This window comes from Larkinella harenae, assembly GCF_054780515.1.
Genome location: NZ_BAAGWE010000002.1, coordinates 1261038 through 1281139, shown reverse-complemented (window position 1 = coordinate 1281139; position 20102 = coordinate 1261038). Strand labels below are relative to the sequence as shown.

Genomic DNA, 20102 nt, shown 5'->3' with positions numbered 1-20102 from the left:
CTTAACTCCTAATTCAAAACTCCCTACTGGCTCCACTCGGTTGGCGTGCGGTCCCAGCGGTGTCCTTTCAGTTCGTCCAGTACTTCCTTCGATAGGCGCTTGCCGTCGCTGGCGGTCATGTTGGCTTCTACGTTGCGGAGCTTGCGCATGCCAGGAATAGTCGTGGCAACGTCGGGGTTTTCCAGGATAAACCGCAAAGCCATTTCGGGCATCGTCATGCCCGCCGGAATCACCGGTTTCAGCGCTTCAGCGTGATCGACACTGGCGTTGAGGTTTTCCGGAACAAAGTACGTCGAGCGCCAGTCATCAGCCGGAAAAGTCGTGTCCTTAGTCAGTGTCCCGGTCAACGTGCCTTCATCAAACGGAACGCGGGCAATAACGCCGATGTTCAGTTCACGGCAGAGCGGAAACAAATTATCTTCCGGAGCCTGATCGAAAATGTTGTAGATCACCTGCACGGCATCAATCAGATTGGTCCGCAACGTATTCAGGCAATTGTCGGGCTCCCAGCGGTTAACCGAAATGCCCCAGGCCTGTACTTTGCCTTCTTTCGTCAGCTTCGTAATCGCTTCCTGCCACTCGTCGCGTTCGGCCCAACCGTCTTCCCAAACGTGAAACTGCTGCAAGTCAATCGTTTCAACGCCCAGATTTTTGAGGCTTTTTTCGGTGTATTCCACAATGTAGTCAGCCGGGAAAACGTCGTTCAGTGAAAACTCCGGTTTGGACGGCCATTTCCGGTTTTTAGGCGGTATTTTGGTCGCAACGTATAACCGTTTGTCGCTGTAACGCTTCAGCAGATCACCCAGGATTCGCTCGCTCAGCCCCTCGCCGTAGCCCCAGGCCGTATCGTAAAAATTGCAGCCCAGTTCGACGGAACGATCCAGCGCCTGATCGACTTCCTGCCGTTCGGAGCCTGTCCAGCCGGCCAGTCCCCACATGCCGTAACCTATTTCACTCACTTGCCAGCCAGTCCGGCCAAACGTACGGTATTGCATAGTCAATTAAGAGTTAAAAATGAACAATTATAAAGTAGCTGCGAATTACTGTACTTTTAACTTTTAACTCTTCACTTTTGATTAAAATGTTAATCCGTGTGGTTCGAATGACGTTTGCGGCCGGGAAGGTGGCTGATTTCCTGACGGTTTTTGAGCAGTCCAAACAACAGATTCGGGCCTTTCCGGGTTGTCTTCATCTGGAGTTGCTGCGCGATCTCGACCAGCCAGCGGTTTATGTAACGTATAGCCACTGGGATTCGCCGGAGTCGCTGGAACGGTACCGTCATTCAGAGCTTTTCAAAACTACCTGGGCGGTTACCAAACCGTTGTTTTCGGATCGGCCCCTTGCGTTTTCGGTAGAGCGCCTGGAAACGGTGGAAGGGTAGGGATATCTTACGTATTTTGTAGCATTTTACTAAGAATTTGGTATTTTTAAGGATTCCTCGACCGAACCTTATGAATGCCCTGTTTCGTGTCCGTACCTGCCAGGTGATCGTTCTTGTGCTTTTCATGAACGCTTTCACCACCGCTGTCGTTGCGCAGCGGCATACGACAATAACGGGCCGGGTGACCGAGCAGCGAACGGGCCAGCCAATGCCCTACACCAACGTTTACCTCAACAACTCCACCCAGGGCACCACCACCGACGAAAAAGGGCACTATCGTCTGACCCACGTTCCGTTGGGAACCATTGAACTGGTGGCTTCTTTTGTGGGCTACCAGCCCGCCCGCCAGTCGATTCGGCTCGAAAACGATCAGCCGCGCGTTGTCAATCTGCAATTGAAGAACTCGGAAGTGACACTCGCCGATGTGACCGTAAAAGCGAAGCGGGATAAAACCTGGGAGCGTCACTTCCGAACGTTTCAGCGGGAGCTGCTCGGCAACACGCCCTTCCGCAATCAGTGCAGTGTCGTCAACCCAAATGTGTTGCAGTTTACGAATGAGAACCACCGACTTCGGGCCACGGCAACTGAGCCGGTGATCATCGAAAACCGGGCGCTGGGCTACCGGATTCGGTACGATATGCAGTTTTTTGAAGTGACCCATAATGGTGCTTTGTATTACGCCGGCACTACTCGCTTTGAAGAGCTGAAACCAACGGACAACCGACAGGCGGAACGCTGGCGAAGCAACCGGCAGCGGGCTTACCAGGGATCGACGCGTCATCTAATGGCCAGTCTGGTGGCCGGAACCTATGAAAAGGAAGGTTTTATGGTGTACCGGGTCAATCCGGAATATCCTATGAGTGCCAACGCCGACCTGTATTCGGATCTGGGTCGGCATTTACTACCCATTGATACCGATTCTCTGATTCGGCCGGGACTTCTGCCGTTTGAACGGAAGCTCATTACGGCAATGCCTTTAAAAGTTTTGTACAGCCGGACAATTTCGTCAAACACCTCTCCGTACCGGGATGCGCCGTATGCGTATACCGAATTCCGTTTCCCGCAGGGGTTGAGCGAAATCACCGTCGATGGCCGGGTGACGGTTCCGTTGGGGATGCTGGCGCTGGGGTATCTGGGCAATGACCGGTTTTCGGTGTTGCTCCCCGCCGACTGGCAAGTGAGTACCGCTGCCGGAAAACCGGATTCTGTACTGACCGCTCCAACGGAAGGGCAGATTCTGGCCGCAGACTACCGGCTCGATTCCCTGGTTCGGCACTGGAAAAAGGCGCATCCGTATCAGGCGCCAACGGTTTTTGCGCAGATTGATAAACCGTTTTACCTGACGGGCGACCGGCTTTGGCTAAGTGCCTATGTGCTGGAGCCAACGACTACGCAGGTTTTGTTTGGCGAAGGGGCGCTGCATGTCGATCTGCTGACGCCGGGTGGCAAGGTAATTCAGCACCAGTGGGTACGAATCCGGGATGGGCGGGCAATGGGGGATTTTCGGTTTTCGGACACCCTGGCCACGGGCGTCTACCGCCTGCGGGCGTATACGGATGAGGATTACGCGTCGACCCGGCCTGCTTTCGAACGCCCGGTAACGGTTTATAACCTGCTGCGTGGCACGCAGGAACAGGGTCCCGATCGTGCCGCGGAACTGGATGTTCAGTTTTTGCCGGAGGGCGGTTATTGGGTGGCTGGCGTACCAAACCGGGTTGCCTTTAAAGCCGTTGGGCCGGATGGGCGGGGGCAGGCGGTATCGGGCCGACTTGTTGATGGGAAAGGGCAGGAGGTGGCTCGCTTTGCGGGCAATGCGTTGGGCATGGGTAGCGTTGTGCTCAATCCGCAAGTTGGGCAGGTGTATCGGGCGGAGGTGGCTTACCGCGGACAAACACAGCGGATCGCTTTGCCCCCGGTTGAACCGGAGGGCTTTGTGCTGACAGCCGACGCGGTGAGCGATACCACCGAACTGACGGTGCGGGTACTGGCCAATGGCCCCGCCCCCGAATCGGTCGTGTACCTGACGTTCCAGAGTTATGGTCAGCTGGTGCAGCGGATGAAAATGAAGTTACAGAATGGCAAAGCCCGTTTGAATTTGCCCATGACGGTATTGCCGCCTGGTCTTTGTCAGGTGACGCTTTACGATGCCTACGGAAAACCGCGTGCCGAGCGACTGGTGTATGTCCGGGAGCCGCTTGCTCCGGTTCGGCTGGCGATCACCAGCGAAAAACAAAGGTATAAGTCCCGGGAGCGCGTTGTGCTGAACCTGAAACTAACCGATCAGCCGGAAATACCGCCCGTAGCAACCTTGTCGGCTGCGGTTACGGATGCCGATCAGGTTCCGGACGATTCGACGGCTGCGGACATTCGGACGCACCTGCTGCTGACGGGCGACTTGCGCGGGCGCGTTGAGCAGCCCGGTTTTTTCTTCAAAGACACCACGCAGGCAACCCGCCGGGCGCTTGACGATCTGCTGTTGACGCAAGGCTGGCGTCGGATCGGCCTGCGTCAGCCAGAATCCCGGGCGGATACGTTGGGTGGGATCGTCTTCAGCGGGCGCGTGGTGGATGAAAAGCGCCAGCCAATTCCGTATGCCGAGCTGCTGGTTGCGGCCCCGACTTCGACCCAGGCCATGCCGCACTCCATTGGCACGGATCGGTACGGACGGTTTCGGATGGCGGGCCTAAGCGTGACGGATACCCTGCAATTGCTGGTGCAGGTCATGAACAACCAATTCAAAGCGATCAAAGGAAAAGTTGAACCCGATACCGCCGGTCGGGTTTGGCAACAGGCAACGAATACAATCAGCTCATCGCCTGACTGGAATCGGTTTCAGCAGCAACTCGAAGCGGCCCGGCAACGCCAGGAAGCTGATCCGGGCATCTACCGCGATCGACAAACCAAACTGTTGAAAGAAGTAACCGTCAGAGGGCAACGCAATGATAGCCGCCCGGAGCACGTCCGGCGAATGAGCCTGCACGGCGAGCCCGATGCGGTGATTACGTTTGATAACAACTCGATGCCGTATCCGAATGTATACGAGATGATTCGGGGCAAGGTGGCTGGCGTTAATGTGGTGCAAAACCAGGGAGGGTATGTCGTCAACATCCGGGGTTCTTTTGCATTCGGGGCTGGGAATTCGGTCGAAAGTCAGCCGCCCCTGTACATCCTAGACGGATCGTATTACCCCGATCCTGACGGCATGGCCCTGCTCAACATCAGTCCAAATGATATTGAACGCATTGAAGTATTAAAAAATGCCAGTACAGCTGCCATTTACGGGGCACGCGGGGGAAATGGCGTCATTGCGTTATACACCAAGCGCGGGTTTAATCAGCGCAAAACCGCCCCCAGTCCGGGGTTGAATCAGCTGCCGTTTATCGGTTTTCTGCCCCAGCGTACCTTTTACGTTCCCCGCTACGAAGAATCGATCGAAGCGAACGCACCCATTGACCGACGGGATGTATTGTACTGGAAACCACTGATGCAGACCGATTCGAAAGGCGCTACCGACCTGGCTTTTCCGCTGTCGGATGTGGTGCGGACCATCCGGGTCGTGGTGCAGGGTATTACAACCGAAGGGCGCCCCGTCGTGGGCATCGCAAAAATCAGCGTGCAGTAAGTCTTCAGTTACGGTTTTTGGTGCAATTGGCTAACACATTCTTATTCCCCTGCGTCAGCAACCGTAAACCCAAAACCGTGCACCGTTTTACGCTGCGTCACCGAATAACGCGCGCAGTTCCTTGGCCTCCTGCGGTTTCATTCGTCCGGCCAGGACCAGGCGGAGTTGCCGACGACGCAGGGCACTTTCAAATAACTGTTGTTCTTCGGCAGTTTCGGCTACAACCGGCGGCACTTCAATCGGGCGGCCATTTTGATCGACGGCAACGAACGTATAAAATGCCCGGTTGGTGCTGACCCGCGTTCCCGCCGGAATATCTTCAGCCCAAACTTCAATGTTGACCTCCATCGACGAATTGAAGCCGCGCGTCACTTTGGCCTGCATCGTTACAATGTTGCCGAGTTTGATCGGTTCCGAGAACGACACATTATCGACCGAAGCCGTCACTACAATACGGTTTGAGTGCTTTTGGGCGGCAATGGCGGCACAAATGTCCATCCAGTGCAGCAGGCGTCCCCCCATCAGGTTGTTGAGGGTGTTGGTATCGTTGGGCAAGACCATCTCCGTCATGGTCGTTAAGGATTCGCGGGCGTATTTGGGTTGCGGCATAGTGAGTCAGAAGCGGTGGAATTGTTCCATAACGGTGCTAAACTACGGTTTTTGCTACTTTCCTGCATTTTGTTTCTCTTTCTTTCGTTCTTCCCGTTTCTGCTGGCGCTCTTCTTTGCGCTTCTGACGTCGTTCTTTTCGTTCTGCTTTCTTTTCCGCCCGCTTTTCCTTGTAATCCTCTTTCAAGACTTCAACCGCATCCTTAAACGTGACGGTATTGTCAAATTCTTTGGTAAAGGCTTCGACGTACGCATTGCGCAGCACACCGATAATGATGGGCCATACCTCCGTTTTGGTGTTTTCGACCGTGCCGCGCAACGGAATGCGGGTAGCGACCTGATCACGCTTGTGGTTTTTGAGGAGTTCTTTACCGGCTTCGGCCAGCAGTTCCGTGAAAAAACGGCTGATGGTTCGTTTCTCGCCGGGTTCTTCCAGCTTGAAAATCTTCATGTTCTTGGTCAGGGGTTTGAAATAACCCACCAGCCGACCATCGTACATGGCCATTTCGCTGATCACGCTGACCGTGCCGCGCTCGAAATCGACGTTGCCGTACTTGCGCGCCAGATCGTTGAGTTTGACCAGTTGTAGATCGTTAAAACTCAGGTTGTAATTAAAATCCGGAATCTGCTTCAGCAGAAACATGCCCGCTTCAAACTTCATGGTGCCGCCCCAGCCCGGCACATTGCCCGAAGCCGTCACGGGTGATGGCAGGCGGCTTTGTTTGTCCTCCACATTCCGGATGTTGCGAATATCAACGGCAAAATTTTGCAGCGAAAGGTCCGTTTTGGTGGCTTCGAAAAGGTTGACCAAATCCACTTTCCCGTCATAAGCCGCAAACCGGTTAATCTTGATGGGCAATAAATCCTTGACCAGCTGGGTCCAGTCAAGCTCTTTACCGGTTTGGCTGGCCTGTTCGTTATTGCTGAATGCGAAGTTCAACTCAGGGCGGTAACACTCGACTTCGGCTACCAGTGCACCCTTGAACAACGACCGCCATTCAACCGACAGATCGATGGTCGGCACGGACAGGAACGGTTCTTTGATTTTACCGTTGATCTTACGGATGCGCAAATCCTTGATCTGGTACGAGCCTCGAATCAGGGCAATGTTTACATCCTCCACGTGGCCGGTATACGACCCCATGTCGGCCATCAGTTTATTGACATAGCGCAGAACAAAGTACGGCAGCAATAACCTGGCGACGATGATAACAACGACAATCGCCAGAATAATTTTTGTGGATCGTTTCAAAGCAACAAGAGTTAATGCTGCTTATACAACTGAAAAATGCGGCAAGGGTTATACGTTGTTATTGTCTGAAACTGATTAAAAGGAGGTTGATCCGGGCGTATTCTGTTCTGTTTGGCCGGTCCCTTACCGCCGGGAGGGTGAGAATTTCCGTCCGTCGAGGGTGGCGTATTTAAAATCAGTTGGGCCGTCAAAAACCGTTTCTTCAAAACTGGATTTGCTCGGCAGGTGGGTGTATTTAAAATCGGCCATTCCGTCGAAGCGGGCACTGCGAAAATTTACCCCTTCGCTAAATTTCGTGTATTTGAAGTCGGCATACTGGTCGAAGCGGGCTTTCTGAAAGGCAATCTCTTCCCCAAATTGCGCGTATTTGAAATTGCCGAGTTGCCCAAATCGAGCACTGCCAAAGTTGGCGGCTGCCCGGAATTTGGCGTACTTGAAATTCGCTTCGTCCCGAAAACCGCTACCGGCAAAAACCGCCCGTTGTTTAAAGTCAGAATATTTGAATTCCGATTTCCGTTCGAACGTGCAGTTTTCAAACGTTACGGTTTCGGAAAAATGGGCTACGTACGTCACACCGTTCCACCGGCGGTTTTTAACCTCCACGTTTTTGTAAGCAATCACATCGCCTTTGAAAACGCAGTTTTGAAACGTGACTGGCGTCTCAACCACGCTTTCGTACGCTTCGCCGTCGGCCCAGCGGTTATCGCTGACGCGTTTTTTGTTAGAAAGCTCCGTTAAGTCCAGCGTACCGGTGATGGTGGCGTTCTGGTACGAAATGACCTCTTTTCGATTGATTTTGGCCAGAATGTCGGCGGCATCCACCGTACGTTGTGCACGGGCTAGGGGAGAAAGGCAACCAGGAGCAACAGGGCGGTCAATACGGTTTTCATCGGAAGATAGGAGTTGTTTTTCCTAAAGATGAAAAACAAGCGCCAAAGGTTGCACCGACGTACCCACGGATTTTAGTCCGTGTTTTAGAAATTGACTTAGCAGGCAATTATGCACGGACTAAAATCCGGGGTTACATCAGGGAATCCAGAGGGCTTTTTCGTAAGCTGTATCGTAATCAAATTCTTCCAGTGGAACGAAATCGGCGAACTTCCCGGCTTCGTCCAGACGGATGGCATACCACAGCCCCGTTGCGTCGCGGAGCAACAGCCGGTAACCGTATAGCGGATGGTAGGTATGGCTATCAGTGCGGTGATCCCAGCCCGTCTGCAGTTCGATGGCGAACGCAATCTGCGCCAGGGCTTCGTCGATATACGCCATCAGGCTACCAAAACCATCTAATTCTTCGATCCAGACGACCAGCCCATCGGTTCCCCAGTCGAATAACGGCAGGGCAGATGGGCGGTCAGAAGGGTTTGTTAACTTGTTGGGGTGAGTCATCATCATACATTAGTAAAACGTTGATCACAAGTAAGTTGTTCCGGGTTAGTGCGGTTTTAAACCTGCCAGATCTTCGGGGTCGCCCAGACGGGGCAGGTTTAGCTCTTACGATGCCTGCCGCAACCAGAAGCCGGTATTTTCGGTCTGTTGTTCTTTCCACTTGCGCAACCAGAAACGGTATTTTTTTCGACCGTATTCGACAAAGTCCGGAATGGAAGTGGCATCGACGGCAAAGAGCCGGTGCGGTTTTTGTTTCTGGACGCCGATCAGCACGAAGCGGAATCGGTGGGTGTCGGCCCACTCGGCACTTTCGGCATGGCGCAGGCTATCGATATAAAAAGCAACCTGGCGGTCGTAATCATAGTCGTAGCAGCTTTGCAAAAACTGACTCTGCGTGCGTGCCGACGTCGTTTTGAAGTCCAGAATCAGGGCATTGCGGTTTTTGGGGCTGGTATACACCACGTCCAGCCGGGCTTTGCAGGCCAGCTCGGTAGCTGGGTCGGTAAACAGCACCACGCGCTCGCGCTCCGATTTCCGAAGATAGCGGTTGCAGAAAGAGTCGCGCCGGACCTGTTCGGTCAGGTACTCAAGCCGTCCGGATTCAACCGGTTTCATGTCGGGCAGTAGCTGCTCGATGATGCTGCCCACGCTTTCGGGTTCCAGCAGGTGGGAGTGAAACGCCCGGCCAAACTGCATAGCCCGCTGCGGAATAAACCGGGAGGATGAGGAGTATCCCAGGCATTCTTCTTTCAGGCGGGTCAGATCCGAGTTGGAAACCCGCGGAATGGAACGATAATCGATGAGTTCGGTAACCATAACGAAGAGACGTTTGATGAAAACCGGCCCCATCCCCCAAGAGCGCTTCGAAGGCTGTAGCGAAGTCTCTTTGGGAGAAGGAACGCGGGTTTAATGCAGAAGATGAATGCCGTTTTCGGTCAGCGATTCTTCGCTGGGATTGTTAAACGGGTTGTAATAGTTATAGGCGGTTTTCACGTTGGCGATGTCGGTCAGCGTTTCCTGGCGGAAGATCCGGTTTTCCTGCCCAAACGCTTTCAGCACTTTCGAGTGTTCGGGGTCGGCCAGCTGGTAGCTGAAGGTGGCAATGTAATAAACCCCTTTGGGTTGAATTTTGGTATTTTCCTTTTTTTCGGCCACGGCGGTAATCACCACATCGGCCAACGTGAGGTCGTCGTAAAACAGGGGCTCGATTAGGCGGAAGATGTTATCGACCGAATAACCGTGGAACAAAATGGCCGAAACGCAGTTTTTATCATCGATAAAAAAGATCTCGGCCCAATTTTTGGTGCCCATGTTCAAAATATTATCGGTGAAAATACGCCACGCAATGGGCTGGAACGTCAGGGACCGACCATTCTGGGAACCCCCCAGTTTTTCGGTGCCGTTGATGTTAAAAATGCCCTCCTTTGCGTCAAAACGGTATTGGCGCGGATGGCCTTCCAGGTATTTAAAGCGACCGGACGCCCGTGTTGTCGTGACTTCGTCCGGCGTTTCGGTAACGTTCTGGGAAAGTTTCAGTTCCAAACCATTTTGATTTGTTGTGTCAGTGTTGTTTTTTTGTGTGTTCATTAGTATTTGTTGTTTACTGTTCGGACAGGGGGACCGCTATGCGATCCCTTTTGCCTTTTTATGGGGGTTTGTATTTGAGTTTAAATATACTCACTTTTGTGTATGATACAAAATCGTACATAAAAAGATTTCCGAAAAGTTAGCGTACCCTGCCGATTCCGTTGTTTGCGCACTTTTTTACTACGTTATCTTCGGGAATCGGGGTGTTAAATCGGAGATTTACTATTGGAACTAAAAGATACGTATTCAAAAAATACATAGTTTTGTGTAAATGATTTCGTTTCTATGTCCATCGGAGCCCGTTTGCAGCAGCTAATTGAAGCCCTGGATATCAGTGTTCTGGAGTTTGCCCGGCAATTGGGGGAGAAGCGGGGTGAAAAAGTATATCATATTTTGCACGGTCGCCTGAAGCCGCGCTACGAAACCCTGCAAAAGATCGTCCAGACGTATCCAAGCGTCAACGCCGACTGGTTGTTGCGGGGAGAAGGAATGATGTTTCGTACCTTGCCGCAAACGCCATTGGCGGCCACCACCTTAGACGAGCGGTTGCGAAATATGGAGTTTCTTTTGTTTCAGTTAAATGAACGTGTAGCTTTACTGCAACAAACCAATGACTTGCTCCGGCAGGAACTGGAAGAAGCCGTTGGACAAAAAAAGGTCATCCGTCTTGCATCCGTCAGTCGCCGTTCCGATATATCTTCAAAAGGCTGACGGCTCAGGGCTTACGACCTCCTTGTAACCTATGTTCTCATTTTTTAAGCGTCGCCAGGAAAAATCCTCCCATACGGATTACGGATTTCTGGGCGTAGATATTCATTCTCACCTGATACCGGGCATCGACGACGGTGTTCCGGATATGGAAACCGCATTGACCTGCCTACGGTCTTTTGAAGAACTGGGGTATAAGAAAATCATCACGACGCCCCACGTGCTGCGGGATTATTATCCCAACACCAGCGAGTCGATTCGCCAGGGGCTGGCCGAGTTGCGCCAGGCCGTAGCTGAAACCGACCTGACCATCCAGGTGGAAGCTGCCGCCGAGTACCTCATCGACGACCATTTTGTGACTTTGCTGGAAACCAACGATCTGTTGACGTTTGGGCCGAACTACCTGCTGATTGAATTGTCTTTTGCCAATGCCCCGCTGAACCTCGACGAGATCATCTTTCAAATCCAGACAAAGGGCTACCGGCCCATTCTGGCGCATCCCGAGCGGTATGGCTACCTGAGAGATCAGACCGAACGACTCCAGCAGTTGAAAGAAAAAGGGTGCCTGTTTCAGTTGAACCTGCTCTCGCTGATGGGCCAATACGGCGGCCGGGTCCAGCAGCAGGCCAAGCAATTGCTGGATGCATCCATTATTGATTTCCTCGGATCAGATCTCCACCGAATCCGGGATGCCGAGAAACTGACCCACTTGCTGGAATCAAAAGAGATGGCCCTGCTGGATCAGCACCAGTTTCAAAACGCTTCGTTGCTGTAACACACCCCTGTGCTACTTGGTGGCGATTGGTAGCACGGTCATGCTGAATGCTTTATGCAACCGAGCTCCCTTCGGCATACTATTTGCTGGTTTGTCTGATAAAAGTGAAAATAACTTTGCCGGGAATAGGAGTAGAGTAGACGCTTAGGTAGTATTTATTGAATTTTTTAAAGAATTTCTGCCGCTTACACAAAGAAAGATTGAAGAATGTATAGTTTATGTTCTTTCAATTTTTTAGGTTTAACTCCTAATCTCCCGAAAGAGACGCTCTCTGTCTATTTTATATAACGATTTCTATTTTAGTATCCTTAGCTCCCGGCTACTCTAGCCAGATTGAAATTAGTTAGTAAGTATTTGAAATAAAGCGATAAATAGGTTTTGATCATTATTACATACCTGACGTTATGAAAATTGCTGTTGTTGGTACCGGTTACGTTGGGCTCGTAACGGGAACTTGTTTTGCCGAAACCGGTAACCAGGTTACTTGCGTTGATGTGGATGAGCGCAAAGTGCAGAAGCTGATTAATGGTATTATTCCCATCTACGAGCCCGGTCTGGATGTGCTTTTCAACCGGAATACCGCCGAAGGTCGCCTGAAGTTTACGACCAGCCTGGCCGAAGGTATCGAAGGGGCCGAGGTTATTTTCCTGGCGTTGCCTACCCCTCCTGGCGAAGACGGCTCTGCCGACCTGAAATACATTCTCAAAGTGGCCGGTGATCTGGGCCAGCTCCTTAAACAGTACGCAGTCATCGTCGACAAAAGCACCGTGCCGGTGGGTACCGCCGAAAAAGTACGGGACTATATTTCCCTGGGTGCACAGGTCGAATTCGATGTGGTATCGAATCCGGAATTCCTGCGTGAAGGCGTTGCTATCGAAGACTTCATGAAGCCCGACCGCGTGGTGGTGGGTACCAAATCCGAACGGGCCAAAACCGTCATGAGCAAGCTGTATGCTCCGCTGGTACGGCAGGGTAATCCGGTGATTTTCATGGACGAACGCTCGGCCGAGATGACCAAATATGCCGCCAATGCTTTTCTGGCGGTGAAGATTTCGTTCATGAACGAAATTGCCAACCTGTGCGAAAAAGCGGGGGCCGATGTGGATGACATTCGGAAAGGCATCGGAACCGACAGCCGGATTGGCAAACGGTTTTTGTTCGCCGGAATCGGTTACGGCGGAAGCTGCTTCCCGAAAGATGTACAGGCACTGGCGAAAACCGCCGAAGAATACGCCTACGATTTCAAGATCCTGAAATCGGTGATGGACGTAAACGCCAAACAGAAAACCAAGTTGCTGCCGGTGATCAACCAGCATTTCAACGGTGAGTTGAAAGGAAAAACCATCGCGGTTTGGGGGTTGGCGTTTAAACCGTACACGGATGACATTCGGGAAGCCCCGGCGCTGGAAAATATTCAGGCGTTGCTGGACGCCGGTGCGAAAGTAACGGCGTACGATCCGGAAGCGATGGACAACGTGAAAAACGTACTGGGCAACAAAATTACGTACGCCCACACTTCGTACGCGGCCCTGGACGATGCTGATGCGCTGGTGATCATGACCGAGTGGCCGATGTTCCGCACCCCGGAATTCAGCAAAATGAACCTGCTGCTGAAAAACAAAGTCATCTTCGACGGTCGGAACCTCTACGAACTGGAGCAGATGAAAGAGCTCGGCTACACCTACTACAGCATTGGTCGGGAGACGATTGGGGCTGAGATTAATCAACTGGCTTAACCAATGTAGCTTCATAAAACGTCTTCAGAAAAACGCTCTATTGTTGTGAATCAAACTTCTAAAATCTACGTGGCTGGCCATCGGGGTATGGTAGGCTCTGCCCTCGTTCGGGCCTTGCAGGCCAAAGGGTATCAAAACATCATCACCCGGACATCGTCTGAACTGGACCTGCGAAATCAGGCTGCGGTAGCAGATTTTTTTGCTGACGAGCGCCCGGACTACGTTTTTCTGGCGGCTGCCAAAGTAGGAGGGATTTGGGCCAACAACATCTACCGGGCCGAATTCTTATACGATAACCTGCTGATTGAAGCGAACATTATCCACAGTGCCTACCAGCAAAAAGTGGAAAAGTTGCTGTTTCTGGGCTCGTCCTGCATCTATCCAAAACTGGCTCCGCAACCCCTGAAGGAAGAATACCTGTTGAGCGGTTATCTGGAAGCCACCAACGAACCGTATGCCATTGCCAAAATTGCTGGGATAAAGCTGTGCGAAGCGTACCGCAGCCAGTATGGTTGCAATTTTATCTCGGCCATGCCGACCAACCTATACGGACCGAATGACAACTACGACCTGCAGGGATCACACGTGCTACCGGCTCTGATCCGGAAATTTCACGAGGCCAAAATCGAGAACCAACCGGTGGTTGAAGTATGGGGTACAGGTTCACCCCGCCGGGAGTTTCTGCATGCCGACGACCTGGCCGACGCCTGTGTGTATTTGATGGAAAACTACAACGACGAGGGTTTTGTCAACATTGGCACGGGCGAGGATGTGACCATTCGCGAACTGGCGGAATTGGTCAAAGAAACCGTGGGTTTTGAAGGAGAACTTCGCTGGAATACCGACAAACCCGATGGCACTCCACGCAAGCTGATGGATGTTTCGCGCTTGCACCAACTCGGGTGGAAACATCAGACGGAGCTGTCGGCGGGTGTTGCGGCCACTTACCAGGATTTCTTAAGCAATCAGGAAGTATACGTTTAAAAGAAATAAAAATATTGTAATCAATAGTTATGAAAAAAGCACTTATTACTGGGATTACCGGTCAGGACGGCGCTTATCTGGCCGAATTATTATTAGAAAAAGGATACGAAGTGCACGGCATCAAGCGCCGGAGTTCTTTATTCAATACCCAACGAATCGATAATCTATACGAAGATCCGCACGAAAAAAATGTGCGGTTCAAACTCCATTTCGGTGATCTTTCCGACTCAACCAACATCATCCGGATTATTCAGGAAGTGCAACCCGACGAGATTTACAACCTCGGTGCTATGTCGCACGTACGGGTGAGCTTTGACGAACCGGAATACACCGCTCAGGTGGACGGGATTGGAACGCTGCGCATTCTGGAAGCCGTACGGCTTTTGGGCCTGACCGAAAAAACGCGGATTTACCAGGCATCCACTTCCGAATTGTACGGTGGGGTGCAGGGCCACGCGCAGTCTGAAACCACGCCTTTCTATCCGCGCTCTCCGTACGCGGTGGCCAAATTATACGGTTACTGGATCACGGTGAACTACCGCGAAGCCTACAACATGTATGCCTGCAACGGTATTCTGTTCAATCATGAATCACCGCTGCGGGGTGAGACCTTTGTAACCCGGAAAATCACGCGGGCCGTCGCCCGGATTGGTCTGGGTTTGCAGGACAAAGTCTTCTTGGGAAACATTGATTCGCTCCGCGACTGGGGCCACGCCAAAGATTACGTAGAAGCCATGTGGCTGATTCTACAACAGGAAAAACCGGAAGATTTTGTGATTGCGACCGGCGTAACGACGACAATCCGCGACTTTGTGAAAATGGCGTTTGGGGAGATCGGCGTTGAACTCGAGTTCCGGGGTGAGGGCGTTGACGAAAAAGCGTACGTGGTGAGTGCCTCGAATCCTGATTTCCCGGTTGAAGTCGGCAAAGAAGTGCTGAGCATCGACGAACGGTATTTCCGCCCGACGGAAGTGGATTTGCTGTTGGGTGATCCAACCAAGGCCATGACCAAACTGAACTGGAAGCCGAAATATGACCTGGCCGCTTTGGTAAAAGACATGATGAATGCCGATATCGATCTGTTCCGGCGCGATCAGTTGCTGGCTGAGGGAGGGCATCTGGTGCTGAATTATTTTGAATAAAAATAAGCGGACTGGTAGTATAAATCAATCATTCAGTTTTTGCAACATGACCTTGAAACAACGTGCTACGGTTATTAGCCTTGATCTTTCGTTGGGTAATTACCAGCAATTTCAAGAAGAAATTATGGCCGCAGCAAAGGTAAAACAGGCGGGATCCGTCTGTTTTGCCAATGTTCACATGACCATCGAGTCAAAATTTAACGCCAGCATTTCCCAGGCCGTTAATGGCGCTGATTGGGTGTTGTGCGATGGAGTGCCCTTATTGTGGAGCCTACGGTGGTTATACGGTGTGAAGCAAAACCGGGCTACCGGTCTGGATATGCTACCGGATTTACTGAAATCCGCCGAAGAGGCTGGTGTTTCGGTGTTCTTTTACGGTTCCACGCCCGAAATCCTTCAACAGACGACTGAGGTATGTGCTCAGAAGTACCCGAAGCTAGCCATCGCCGGAACATTATCTCCTCCTTTCAGAGCGTTGACCCCAGAAGAAGACGAACAGGTAATTGAAGCGATTAACCAATCGGGAGCTGGGTTGGTATTTGTCTCGCTAGGCTGCCCGAAACAGGAGCTCTGGATGGGTAAAATGCGAGGGCGTATTCCCGCGGTTTTGTTAGGCATTGGTGGAGCATTACCGGTATTGGCGGGTGATGTGAAACGATCGCCGGAATGGATGCAGCGGGCCGGACTGGAATGGTTATTCCGGTTTGCCCAGGAACCCAAACGCCTGTTCAAGCGGTATGCGGTGACGAACAGTCTGTATACCTGGTATTTGCTGAAACAGTTGATAAGCCCTGTGGAAAAAGCTCGAATTGAGACGACTTCCTAGATGGAACCAGCTGTCTTAAACTTCAGAATACCGGAAGACTGATAAATTATAACCAGAAAATAGCATTCTTAGCGTAGTTGCTTTGAGATAAACAGAATCCGTTTATCTCAAAGCAATTCTTTTATAGTAGAATCGTCTTAATTTCTATGATTACTCGGCTAGCTCTTAACAAACGAATTCCTGACTGGTACAATCGTCAATCATTAAGTTGGCAGGTTATTATGGTACCTCTCTTTGTGCTCTTATTCCAACAGCGGACAGTAGCCCAATTTGACCGTCCTACCACAGATACACTTATAACGAGGGGGGTGTATTACCAAGCTAGTCTGGGAGGAATTGTTTCAAGCAGTAACCGAACACCATTCTGGTTGCGGTCGAATCAATTTGGAGCCATTCCCCTGGAGGCCCCCGCCGGTATTGCCAGCCTAAGCGCATCTGGCCTCTGGGGAGATGCCACGCAAAACCGAAAACCGTATATCCGAGCGGGTGTACAGGTGGTTGGTAATGCAACCCGTGCTTCAAGATTGGTTTTACCGGAAGCCTACGCAGCGGTGCGGTTAGGACATGGTGAGTTGATGGTAGGACGTCGGCGTGAGATAACGGGAATAACGGATACCTTATTAACATCAGGTTCCTACGCCTGGTCCGGGAATGCCGTACCGATTACCCAGATCCGATTAGGAACTCGTGATTTCGCTCCCCTGAAGTTTACGAAAAACTTATTGGCGGTTTCGGCTTTTTATAGCCACGGATGGTTTACGGATACTGATTCGATGAAAAACTCTTATTTACATGCCAAAGCACTGTACTTACGCATTGGCAAACCATCCTGGAAAATACGCTTTTACGGAGGTGTATCACATTATGTACAATGGGGAGGATACTCAAAATATCTTACAAATAATCATTCTTTCAATGGTAGAATTCCAGTTTCATGGTTGGCTTATTCAAAAGTAGTGTTACCAGGAAAAGCATCAAACAATGGTCAATTTACTCCTTTCGATACAATCAATAGATATGGTAATCATTTAGGATCAATTGATTTTGCAATGGAAATAAAGCTGAAAAAAAACAACGTCCTTCTTTACTATCAGCATCCTTGGGAAGATCAGTCAGGTCTTGATGGAGGAAATATGCCAGATGGTACCTACGGTTTTCGTTGGCAAAATCGCTCTACCGAACCCTATCATAGTTTCCGAATTTTGCAATTCACTATGGAGTTGATGAGTACCATGAATCAAAGCGGCCCAAACTATCCGAGAGGTAATGACGACTATTTTCATAATTACCAATATATTGATGGGTGGACCCATCAGAGACGCGTAATTGGTACACCATTTATCACCCGCTGGATGGATGCCGATCCAAAGTGGTATGGATTAAGAGGGCCATTTAACAATTTTTCAATGATTAGTAACAATAAATTAAAGCTAATACATATGGGGATGTACGGCTCTTTTCAATCAGGAGTTAAGATTGAAATTTTGCTATCACAAAGTTGGAATTATGGAAGACCTCGCAGCAAAGAACCCAAAAATTCGATTAAGCAATTTTCGAGTTTAACAAGCGCGACAATACCAATTAATCGAATAAATGGTTTAGAATTTAAATTGAGTATGTCGATAGATAAAGGAGATTGGTTAAAGCCTGGAGTAGCTGGTGCGATTAGTATAATTAAGAAAGATTGGTTTAAGTAATAAATATAATATCTAGCAACTAAATGGAATTTATTAATGGTCACGATTGTTATTTTTTCTATTTTAACGTTAATCAACAACCTTAATGTAAATTGTGAAAAATTTTTTTTAAAAAATAAAGATATTGATGATAAATGCAAGACTTTAATTGAATTGAAAAAGTGTGAAATTAACGAAGATGACAATGTGTATCCAGAAGATTTCGGAGCAGTTGGTGATGGCTTAATAGATGATACTGACCCAATTCAGAAAGCAATTATTTATGCTGGAAGCAAATCGAAAAAAGTAATAATTTTAAAGGGTAAAGTATATAAAATTAAAAGTATTAATGTTATTTCTGATATATACGGAGATGGTATAATTAAATTTGCTGAAAATCAAGATAATATTATGTTAAAAGTTGCTAAAAGTAATATTGTAATTAAGAATATTACTTTAGACTATAATAACAATAAGTCGGCATTTGGATATGGTTGTCTAAATATTGTTGATTATGATTCAATAAAAATTATTAGTGTTAAATTTTTGAATGCCGATTGTAATGCTATTTATGTAAAAAGATCAAACAATGGAAAAATTAAAAATTGTGTATTCAGAAATATAAATGGAGAAAGTATTTTCCTACATGGCGGGTGCAATAATTTCATAATAGAAAGAAACGAAATTAAAAAGTCATTAAAAGATGGAATAAAAGTACATAGCCATGATGGGGTGATTAAAAATTCTGCTTCTAGGAATATAACAATTGTTGATAACATTATCGATTTTTCTGATGTTAAATTAGAAAAAGAATGTCTAGGTATTGAGATTTGGCGCGGTGACTTATATCCAGAGAGTTTGTCAAATAATCATCTTATTCGTGGTAATACAGTTATTGGGAGCAAAGTAATTGGGTCTGCGGACATATGGGGTATATCTTTGGATAATACAGATGAAACTCTAGTGATAGATAATAAAGTAAAATATGGTGTAAAATATGCCTATGAGGCAGCTGCTTGCAAAAATATTATATTTAAAAACAACTATGCTTTTGGATACACAAAAAGAGGTTATTCAATTTCAAAAAACCGAACATATAATATAAGTATAAAAAAGGGAGTGGTAGCAAAAGCGTCTTCATACAAATCTGTATATGGTGTAGAAGCAATTAATGGAAAGCTAGTAATTATAGATAGTGTGATATTTGAGAATTCAGGCGAGCGCGCTATCTTTTACAATAATGGAGGAAATAGAGGTATGATTAGTAATTGTCGTTTTATTGTTGGAACGCAATATGGCAATATGATATGCGTATACTTATATAAAACCACAAAAGTTACCATTAAAAATAATGTATGTATGCCTAAGATATCAGAAAAAAATCGAGATTTCGGAGTGATGGGAGTGTGGGTAGATTTATCTAATAATTTTACAATTAGCGGAAATAAATTTGATGGAAGAAAAGCGTTAACTTTAGAGCCGATGAATGCTAGCTGTATATATGTAGGTAATAAATCAGAAGGGTTTATTAGCCATAATTTTATAAGTAACTATTTGAAATATGCAATTGATTCTCCTACAATAGGAAGTAATTATTGTAAAATTTACAATAATAATTCAAAGAATGTAGGCCTAAATACGGGAGGTGTAAAATATAATATCACCAGTACAGTTTTCAAAGATAATTTCTAATAATTTTGAGAATAGTTTTTCTAAAATTTGACTTTTTTAGGTAAAAATTCAAGCTGCCGAAGTTCTATTTATTAAAATATATAAAATTTAAGCAGAAATAGTCCATAAGTTTTAGTTGTTATTATGAAAAATAAATTGATAGTATTTGAAGTTTTTATAATTCCTTTTTTAGGATGTATCATAATAAGTGTTTCAAGGTTGTAAATTATTGACCCGTGAATTAATCCGTAAAGAAAGCTACTTCCTTCTTATGGAAGAAGACCTGAACAAGTTTGCGATTAGCCTCTAATAAACTAATATGCTCTAAAATCGCTAAGGTTAGATCGTCCAGTGAAAGAAACACGCGATTTTTCAATCGCTGTTTGATCTGATTCCACACTAACTCCGTAGGATTTAGCCCTGGACTATAAGCTGGCAAACGTTCTAAATGAACGCGACCCGGACGCTCTGTTAAGAACGCTTTAACGGCTTCTCCACGGTGAATCGAAGCCCCATCCTAGATAATAAGCAAATCGCGTTTGCGGTAACGGCTGCACAGTTTGCCTAAAAACCAGACTACATCTTCCCCAGTGAAAGATTGATCCTGACCAGCCACATAAATGCGGCCATTGGGCGCAATCGCAGCAATCAAGCTGAGATGATCCCGACCTGCCTGTTCTACTAACACAGGCGTTTGACCTCGTGGTGCCCAAGTTAAACCTAGCATGGGCAACAAGTAACAGGC

General features: G+C 48.6%; 17 protein-coding genes and 1 pseudogene. 10 read left to right on the top strand and 8 right to left on the bottom strand.

The window, feature by feature from the left end:
- Window positions 1–23: 23 nt before the first annotated feature.
- Window positions 24–995 carry an aldo/keto reductase gene (locus ACYVH9_RS16300; RefSeq protein ID WP_460637428.1) on the bottom strand — a complete coding sequence of 324 codons (972 nt, stop codon included), beginning with the start codon at window positions 993–995 and terminating at the stop codon, window positions 24–26.
- 86 nt (window positions 996–1081) lie between these two features.
- On the opposite strand from ACYVH9_RS16300, the gene ACYVH9_RS16295 reads away from it, so the two are divergent.
- Window positions 1082–1381, top strand: coding sequence for a putative quinol monooxygenase (locus ACYVH9_RS16295; RefSeq protein WP_460637601.1), 300 nt, complete (start codon window positions 1082–1084; stop codon window positions 1379–1381).
- 70 nt (window positions 1382–1451) lie between these two features.
- On the top strand, window positions 1452–5003 hold the full coding sequence (locus ACYVH9_RS16290) for a carboxypeptidase regulatory-like domain-containing protein (RefSeq protein ID WP_460637427.1): 3552 nt from the start codon (window positions 1452–1454) through the stop codon (window positions 5001–5003).
- An 87-nt stretch (window positions 5004–5090) separates the two neighbouring features.
- On the opposite strand, the gene ACYVH9_RS16285 is transcribed toward ACYVH9_RS16290, so the two are convergent.
- The 6 genes from ACYVH9_RS16285 to ACYVH9_RS16260 form a co-directional block, all read right to left on the bottom strand.
- The gene (locus ACYVH9_RS16285; protein ID WP_460637426.1) at window positions 5091–5612 is read right to left on the bottom strand and encodes an acyl-CoA thioesterase; all 522 of its coding nucleotides are present in this window, start codon (window positions 5610–5612) and stop codon (window positions 5091–5093) included.
- 54 nt (window positions 5613–5666) lie between these two features.
- Window positions 5667–6863, bottom strand: coding sequence for a DUF748 domain-containing protein (locus tag ACYVH9_RS16280; protein WP_460637425.1), 1197 nt, complete (start codon window positions 6861–6863; stop codon window positions 5667–5669).
- A 123-nt stretch (window positions 6864–6986) separates the two neighbouring features.
- Complete coding sequence (locus ACYVH9_RS16275; protein WP_460637424.1) at window positions 6987–7685, bottom strand: pentapeptide repeat-containing protein; 699 nt, start codon at window positions 7683–7685, stop codon at window positions 6987–6989.
- Between the two features lie 204 nt (window positions 7686–7889).
- Window positions 7890–8252, bottom strand: a complete 363-nt coding sequence (locus ACYVH9_RS16270) for a hypothetical protein (RefSeq protein ID WP_460637423.1) — start codon at window positions 8250–8252, stop codon at window positions 7890–7892.
- A gap of 105 nt (window positions 8253–8357) precedes the next feature.
- The gene (locus ACYVH9_RS16265; protein WP_460637422.1) at window positions 8358–9068 is read right to left on the bottom strand and encodes a PD-(D/E)XK nuclease-like domain-containing protein; all 711 of its coding nucleotides are present in this window, start codon (window positions 9066–9068) and stop codon (window positions 8358–8360) included.
- A gap of 90 nt (window positions 9069–9158) precedes the next feature.
- Complete coding sequence (locus tag ACYVH9_RS16260) at window positions 9159–9839, bottom strand: hypothetical protein (RefSeq protein ID WP_460637421.1); 681 nt, start codon at window positions 9837–9839, stop codon at window positions 9159–9161.
- Window positions 9840–10124: 285 nt separating this feature from the next.
- Here ACYVH9_RS16260 and ACYVH9_RS16255 point away from each other — a divergent pair, with 285 nt between their 5' ends.
- The 8 genes from ACYVH9_RS16255 (at window position 10125) to ACYVH9_RS16220 (ending at window position 19378) form a co-directional block, all read left to right on the top strand.
- Entirely contained in the window at window positions 10125–10550 is a 426-nt protein-coding gene (locus ACYVH9_RS16255; protein ID WP_460637420.1) for a helix-turn-helix domain-containing protein, read from the top strand.
- A gap of 31 nt (window positions 10551–10581) precedes the next feature.
- Window positions 10582–11322, top strand: a complete 741-nt coding sequence (locus tag ACYVH9_RS16250; protein ID WP_460637419.1) for a tyrosine-protein phosphatase — start codon at window positions 10582–10584, stop codon at window positions 11320–11322.
- 404 nt (window positions 11323–11726) lie between these two features.
- Window positions 11727–13058 (top strand): UDP-glucose dehydrogenase family protein, encoded by a 1332-nt coding sequence (locus ACYVH9_RS16245; protein ID WP_460637418.1) that lies wholly within the window; start codon window positions 11727–11729, stop codon window positions 13056–13058.
- A gap of 45 nt (window positions 13059–13103) precedes the next feature.
- Window positions 13104–14042: a GDP-L-fucose synthase gene (gene fcl, locus ACYVH9_RS16240; protein ID WP_460637417.1), complete on the top strand. Its 939-nt coding sequence runs from the start codon at window positions 13104–13106 to the stop codon at window positions 14040–14042.
- Window positions 14043–14071: 29 nt separating this feature from the next.
- Window positions 14072–15184, top strand: coding sequence for a GDP-mannose 4,6-dehydratase (gmd, locus tag ACYVH9_RS16235; protein ID WP_460637416.1), 1113 nt, complete (start codon window positions 14072–14074; stop codon window positions 15182–15184).
- A 46-nt stretch (window positions 15185–15230) separates the two neighbouring features.
- Window positions 15231–16010 (top strand): WecB/TagA/CpsF family glycosyltransferase, encoded by a 780-nt coding sequence (locus ACYVH9_RS16230; protein ID WP_460637415.1) that lies wholly within the window; start codon window positions 15231–15233, stop codon window positions 16008–16010.
- Window positions 16011–16156: 146 nt separating this feature from the next.
- Window positions 16157–17707, top strand: coding sequence for a capsule assembly Wzi family protein (locus ACYVH9_RS16225; protein ID WP_460637414.1), 1551 nt, complete (start codon window positions 16157–16159; stop codon window positions 17705–17707).
- Between the two features lie 36 nt (window positions 17708–17743).
- Entirely contained in the window at window positions 17744–19378 is a 1635-nt protein-coding gene (locus ACYVH9_RS16220; protein WP_460637413.1) for a right-handed parallel beta-helix repeat-containing protein, read from the top strand.
- Window positions 19379–19598: 220 nt separating this feature from the next.
- Here the strand turns inward: ACYVH9_RS16220 and ACYVH9_RS16215 are convergent.
- Window positions 19599–20084: pseudogene (locus ACYVH9_RS16215) on the bottom strand (IS630 family transposase).
- Window positions 20085–20102: the final 18 nt, after the last annotated feature.

What these genes read in the sequence shown, in the direction of transcription:
- ACYVH9_RS16300 (WP_460637428.1), bottom strand. Translation starts at nt 995, where the DNA reads ATGCAATACCGTACGTTTGGCCGGACTGGCTGGCAAGTGAGTGAAATA.
- ACYVH9_RS16295 (WP_460637601.1), top strand. Translation starts at nt 1,082, where the DNA reads ATGTTAATCCGTGTGGTTCGAATGACGTTTGCGGCCGGGAAGGTGGCT.
- ACYVH9_RS16290 (WP_460637427.1), top strand. Translation starts at nt 1,452, where the DNA reads ATGAATGCCCTGTTTCGTGTCCGTACCTGCCAGGTGATCGTTCTTGTG.
- ACYVH9_RS16285 (WP_460637426.1), bottom strand. Translation starts at nt 5,612, where the DNA reads ATGCCGCAACCCAAATACGCCCGCGAATCCTTAACGACCATGACGGAG.
- ACYVH9_RS16270 (WP_460637423.1), bottom strand. Translation starts at nt 8,252, where the DNA reads ATGACTCACCCCAACAAGTTAACAAACCCTTCTGACCGCCCATCTGCC.
- ACYVH9_RS16265 (WP_460637422.1), bottom strand. Translation starts at nt 9,068, where the DNA reads ATGGTTACCGAACTCATCGATTATCGTTCCATTCCGCGGGTTTCCAAC.
- ACYVH9_RS16260 (WP_460637421.1), bottom strand. Translation starts at nt 9,839, where the DNA reads ATGAACACACAAAAAAACAACACTGACACAACAAATCAAAATGGTTTG.
- ACYVH9_RS16255 (WP_460637420.1), top strand. Translation starts at nt 10,125, where the DNA reads ATGTCCATCGGAGCCCGTTTGCAGCAGCTAATTGAAGCCCTGGATATC.
- ACYVH9_RS16250 (WP_460637419.1), top strand. Translation starts at nt 10,582, where the DNA reads ATGTTCTCATTTTTTAAGCGTCGCCAGGAAAAATCCTCCCATACGGAT.
- ACYVH9_RS16245 (WP_460637418.1), top strand. Translation starts at nt 11,727, where the DNA reads ATGAAAATTGCTGTTGTTGGTACCGGTTACGTTGGGCTCGTAACGGGA.
- gmd (WP_460637416.1), top strand. Translation starts at nt 14,072, where the DNA reads ATGAAAAAAGCACTTATTACTGGGATTACCGGTCAGGACGGCGCTTAT.
- ACYVH9_RS16230 (WP_460637415.1), top strand. Translation starts at nt 15,231, where the DNA reads ATGACCTTGAAACAACGTGCTACGGTTATTAGCCTTGATCTTTCGTTG.
- ACYVH9_RS16225 (WP_460637414.1), top strand. Translation starts at nt 16,157, where the DNA reads ATGATTACTCGGCTAGCTCTTAACAAACGAATTCCTGACTGGTACAAT.
- ACYVH9_RS16220 (WP_460637413.1), top strand. Translation starts at nt 17,744, where the DNA reads ATGGTCACGATTGTTATTTTTTCTATTTTAACGTTAATCAACAACCTT.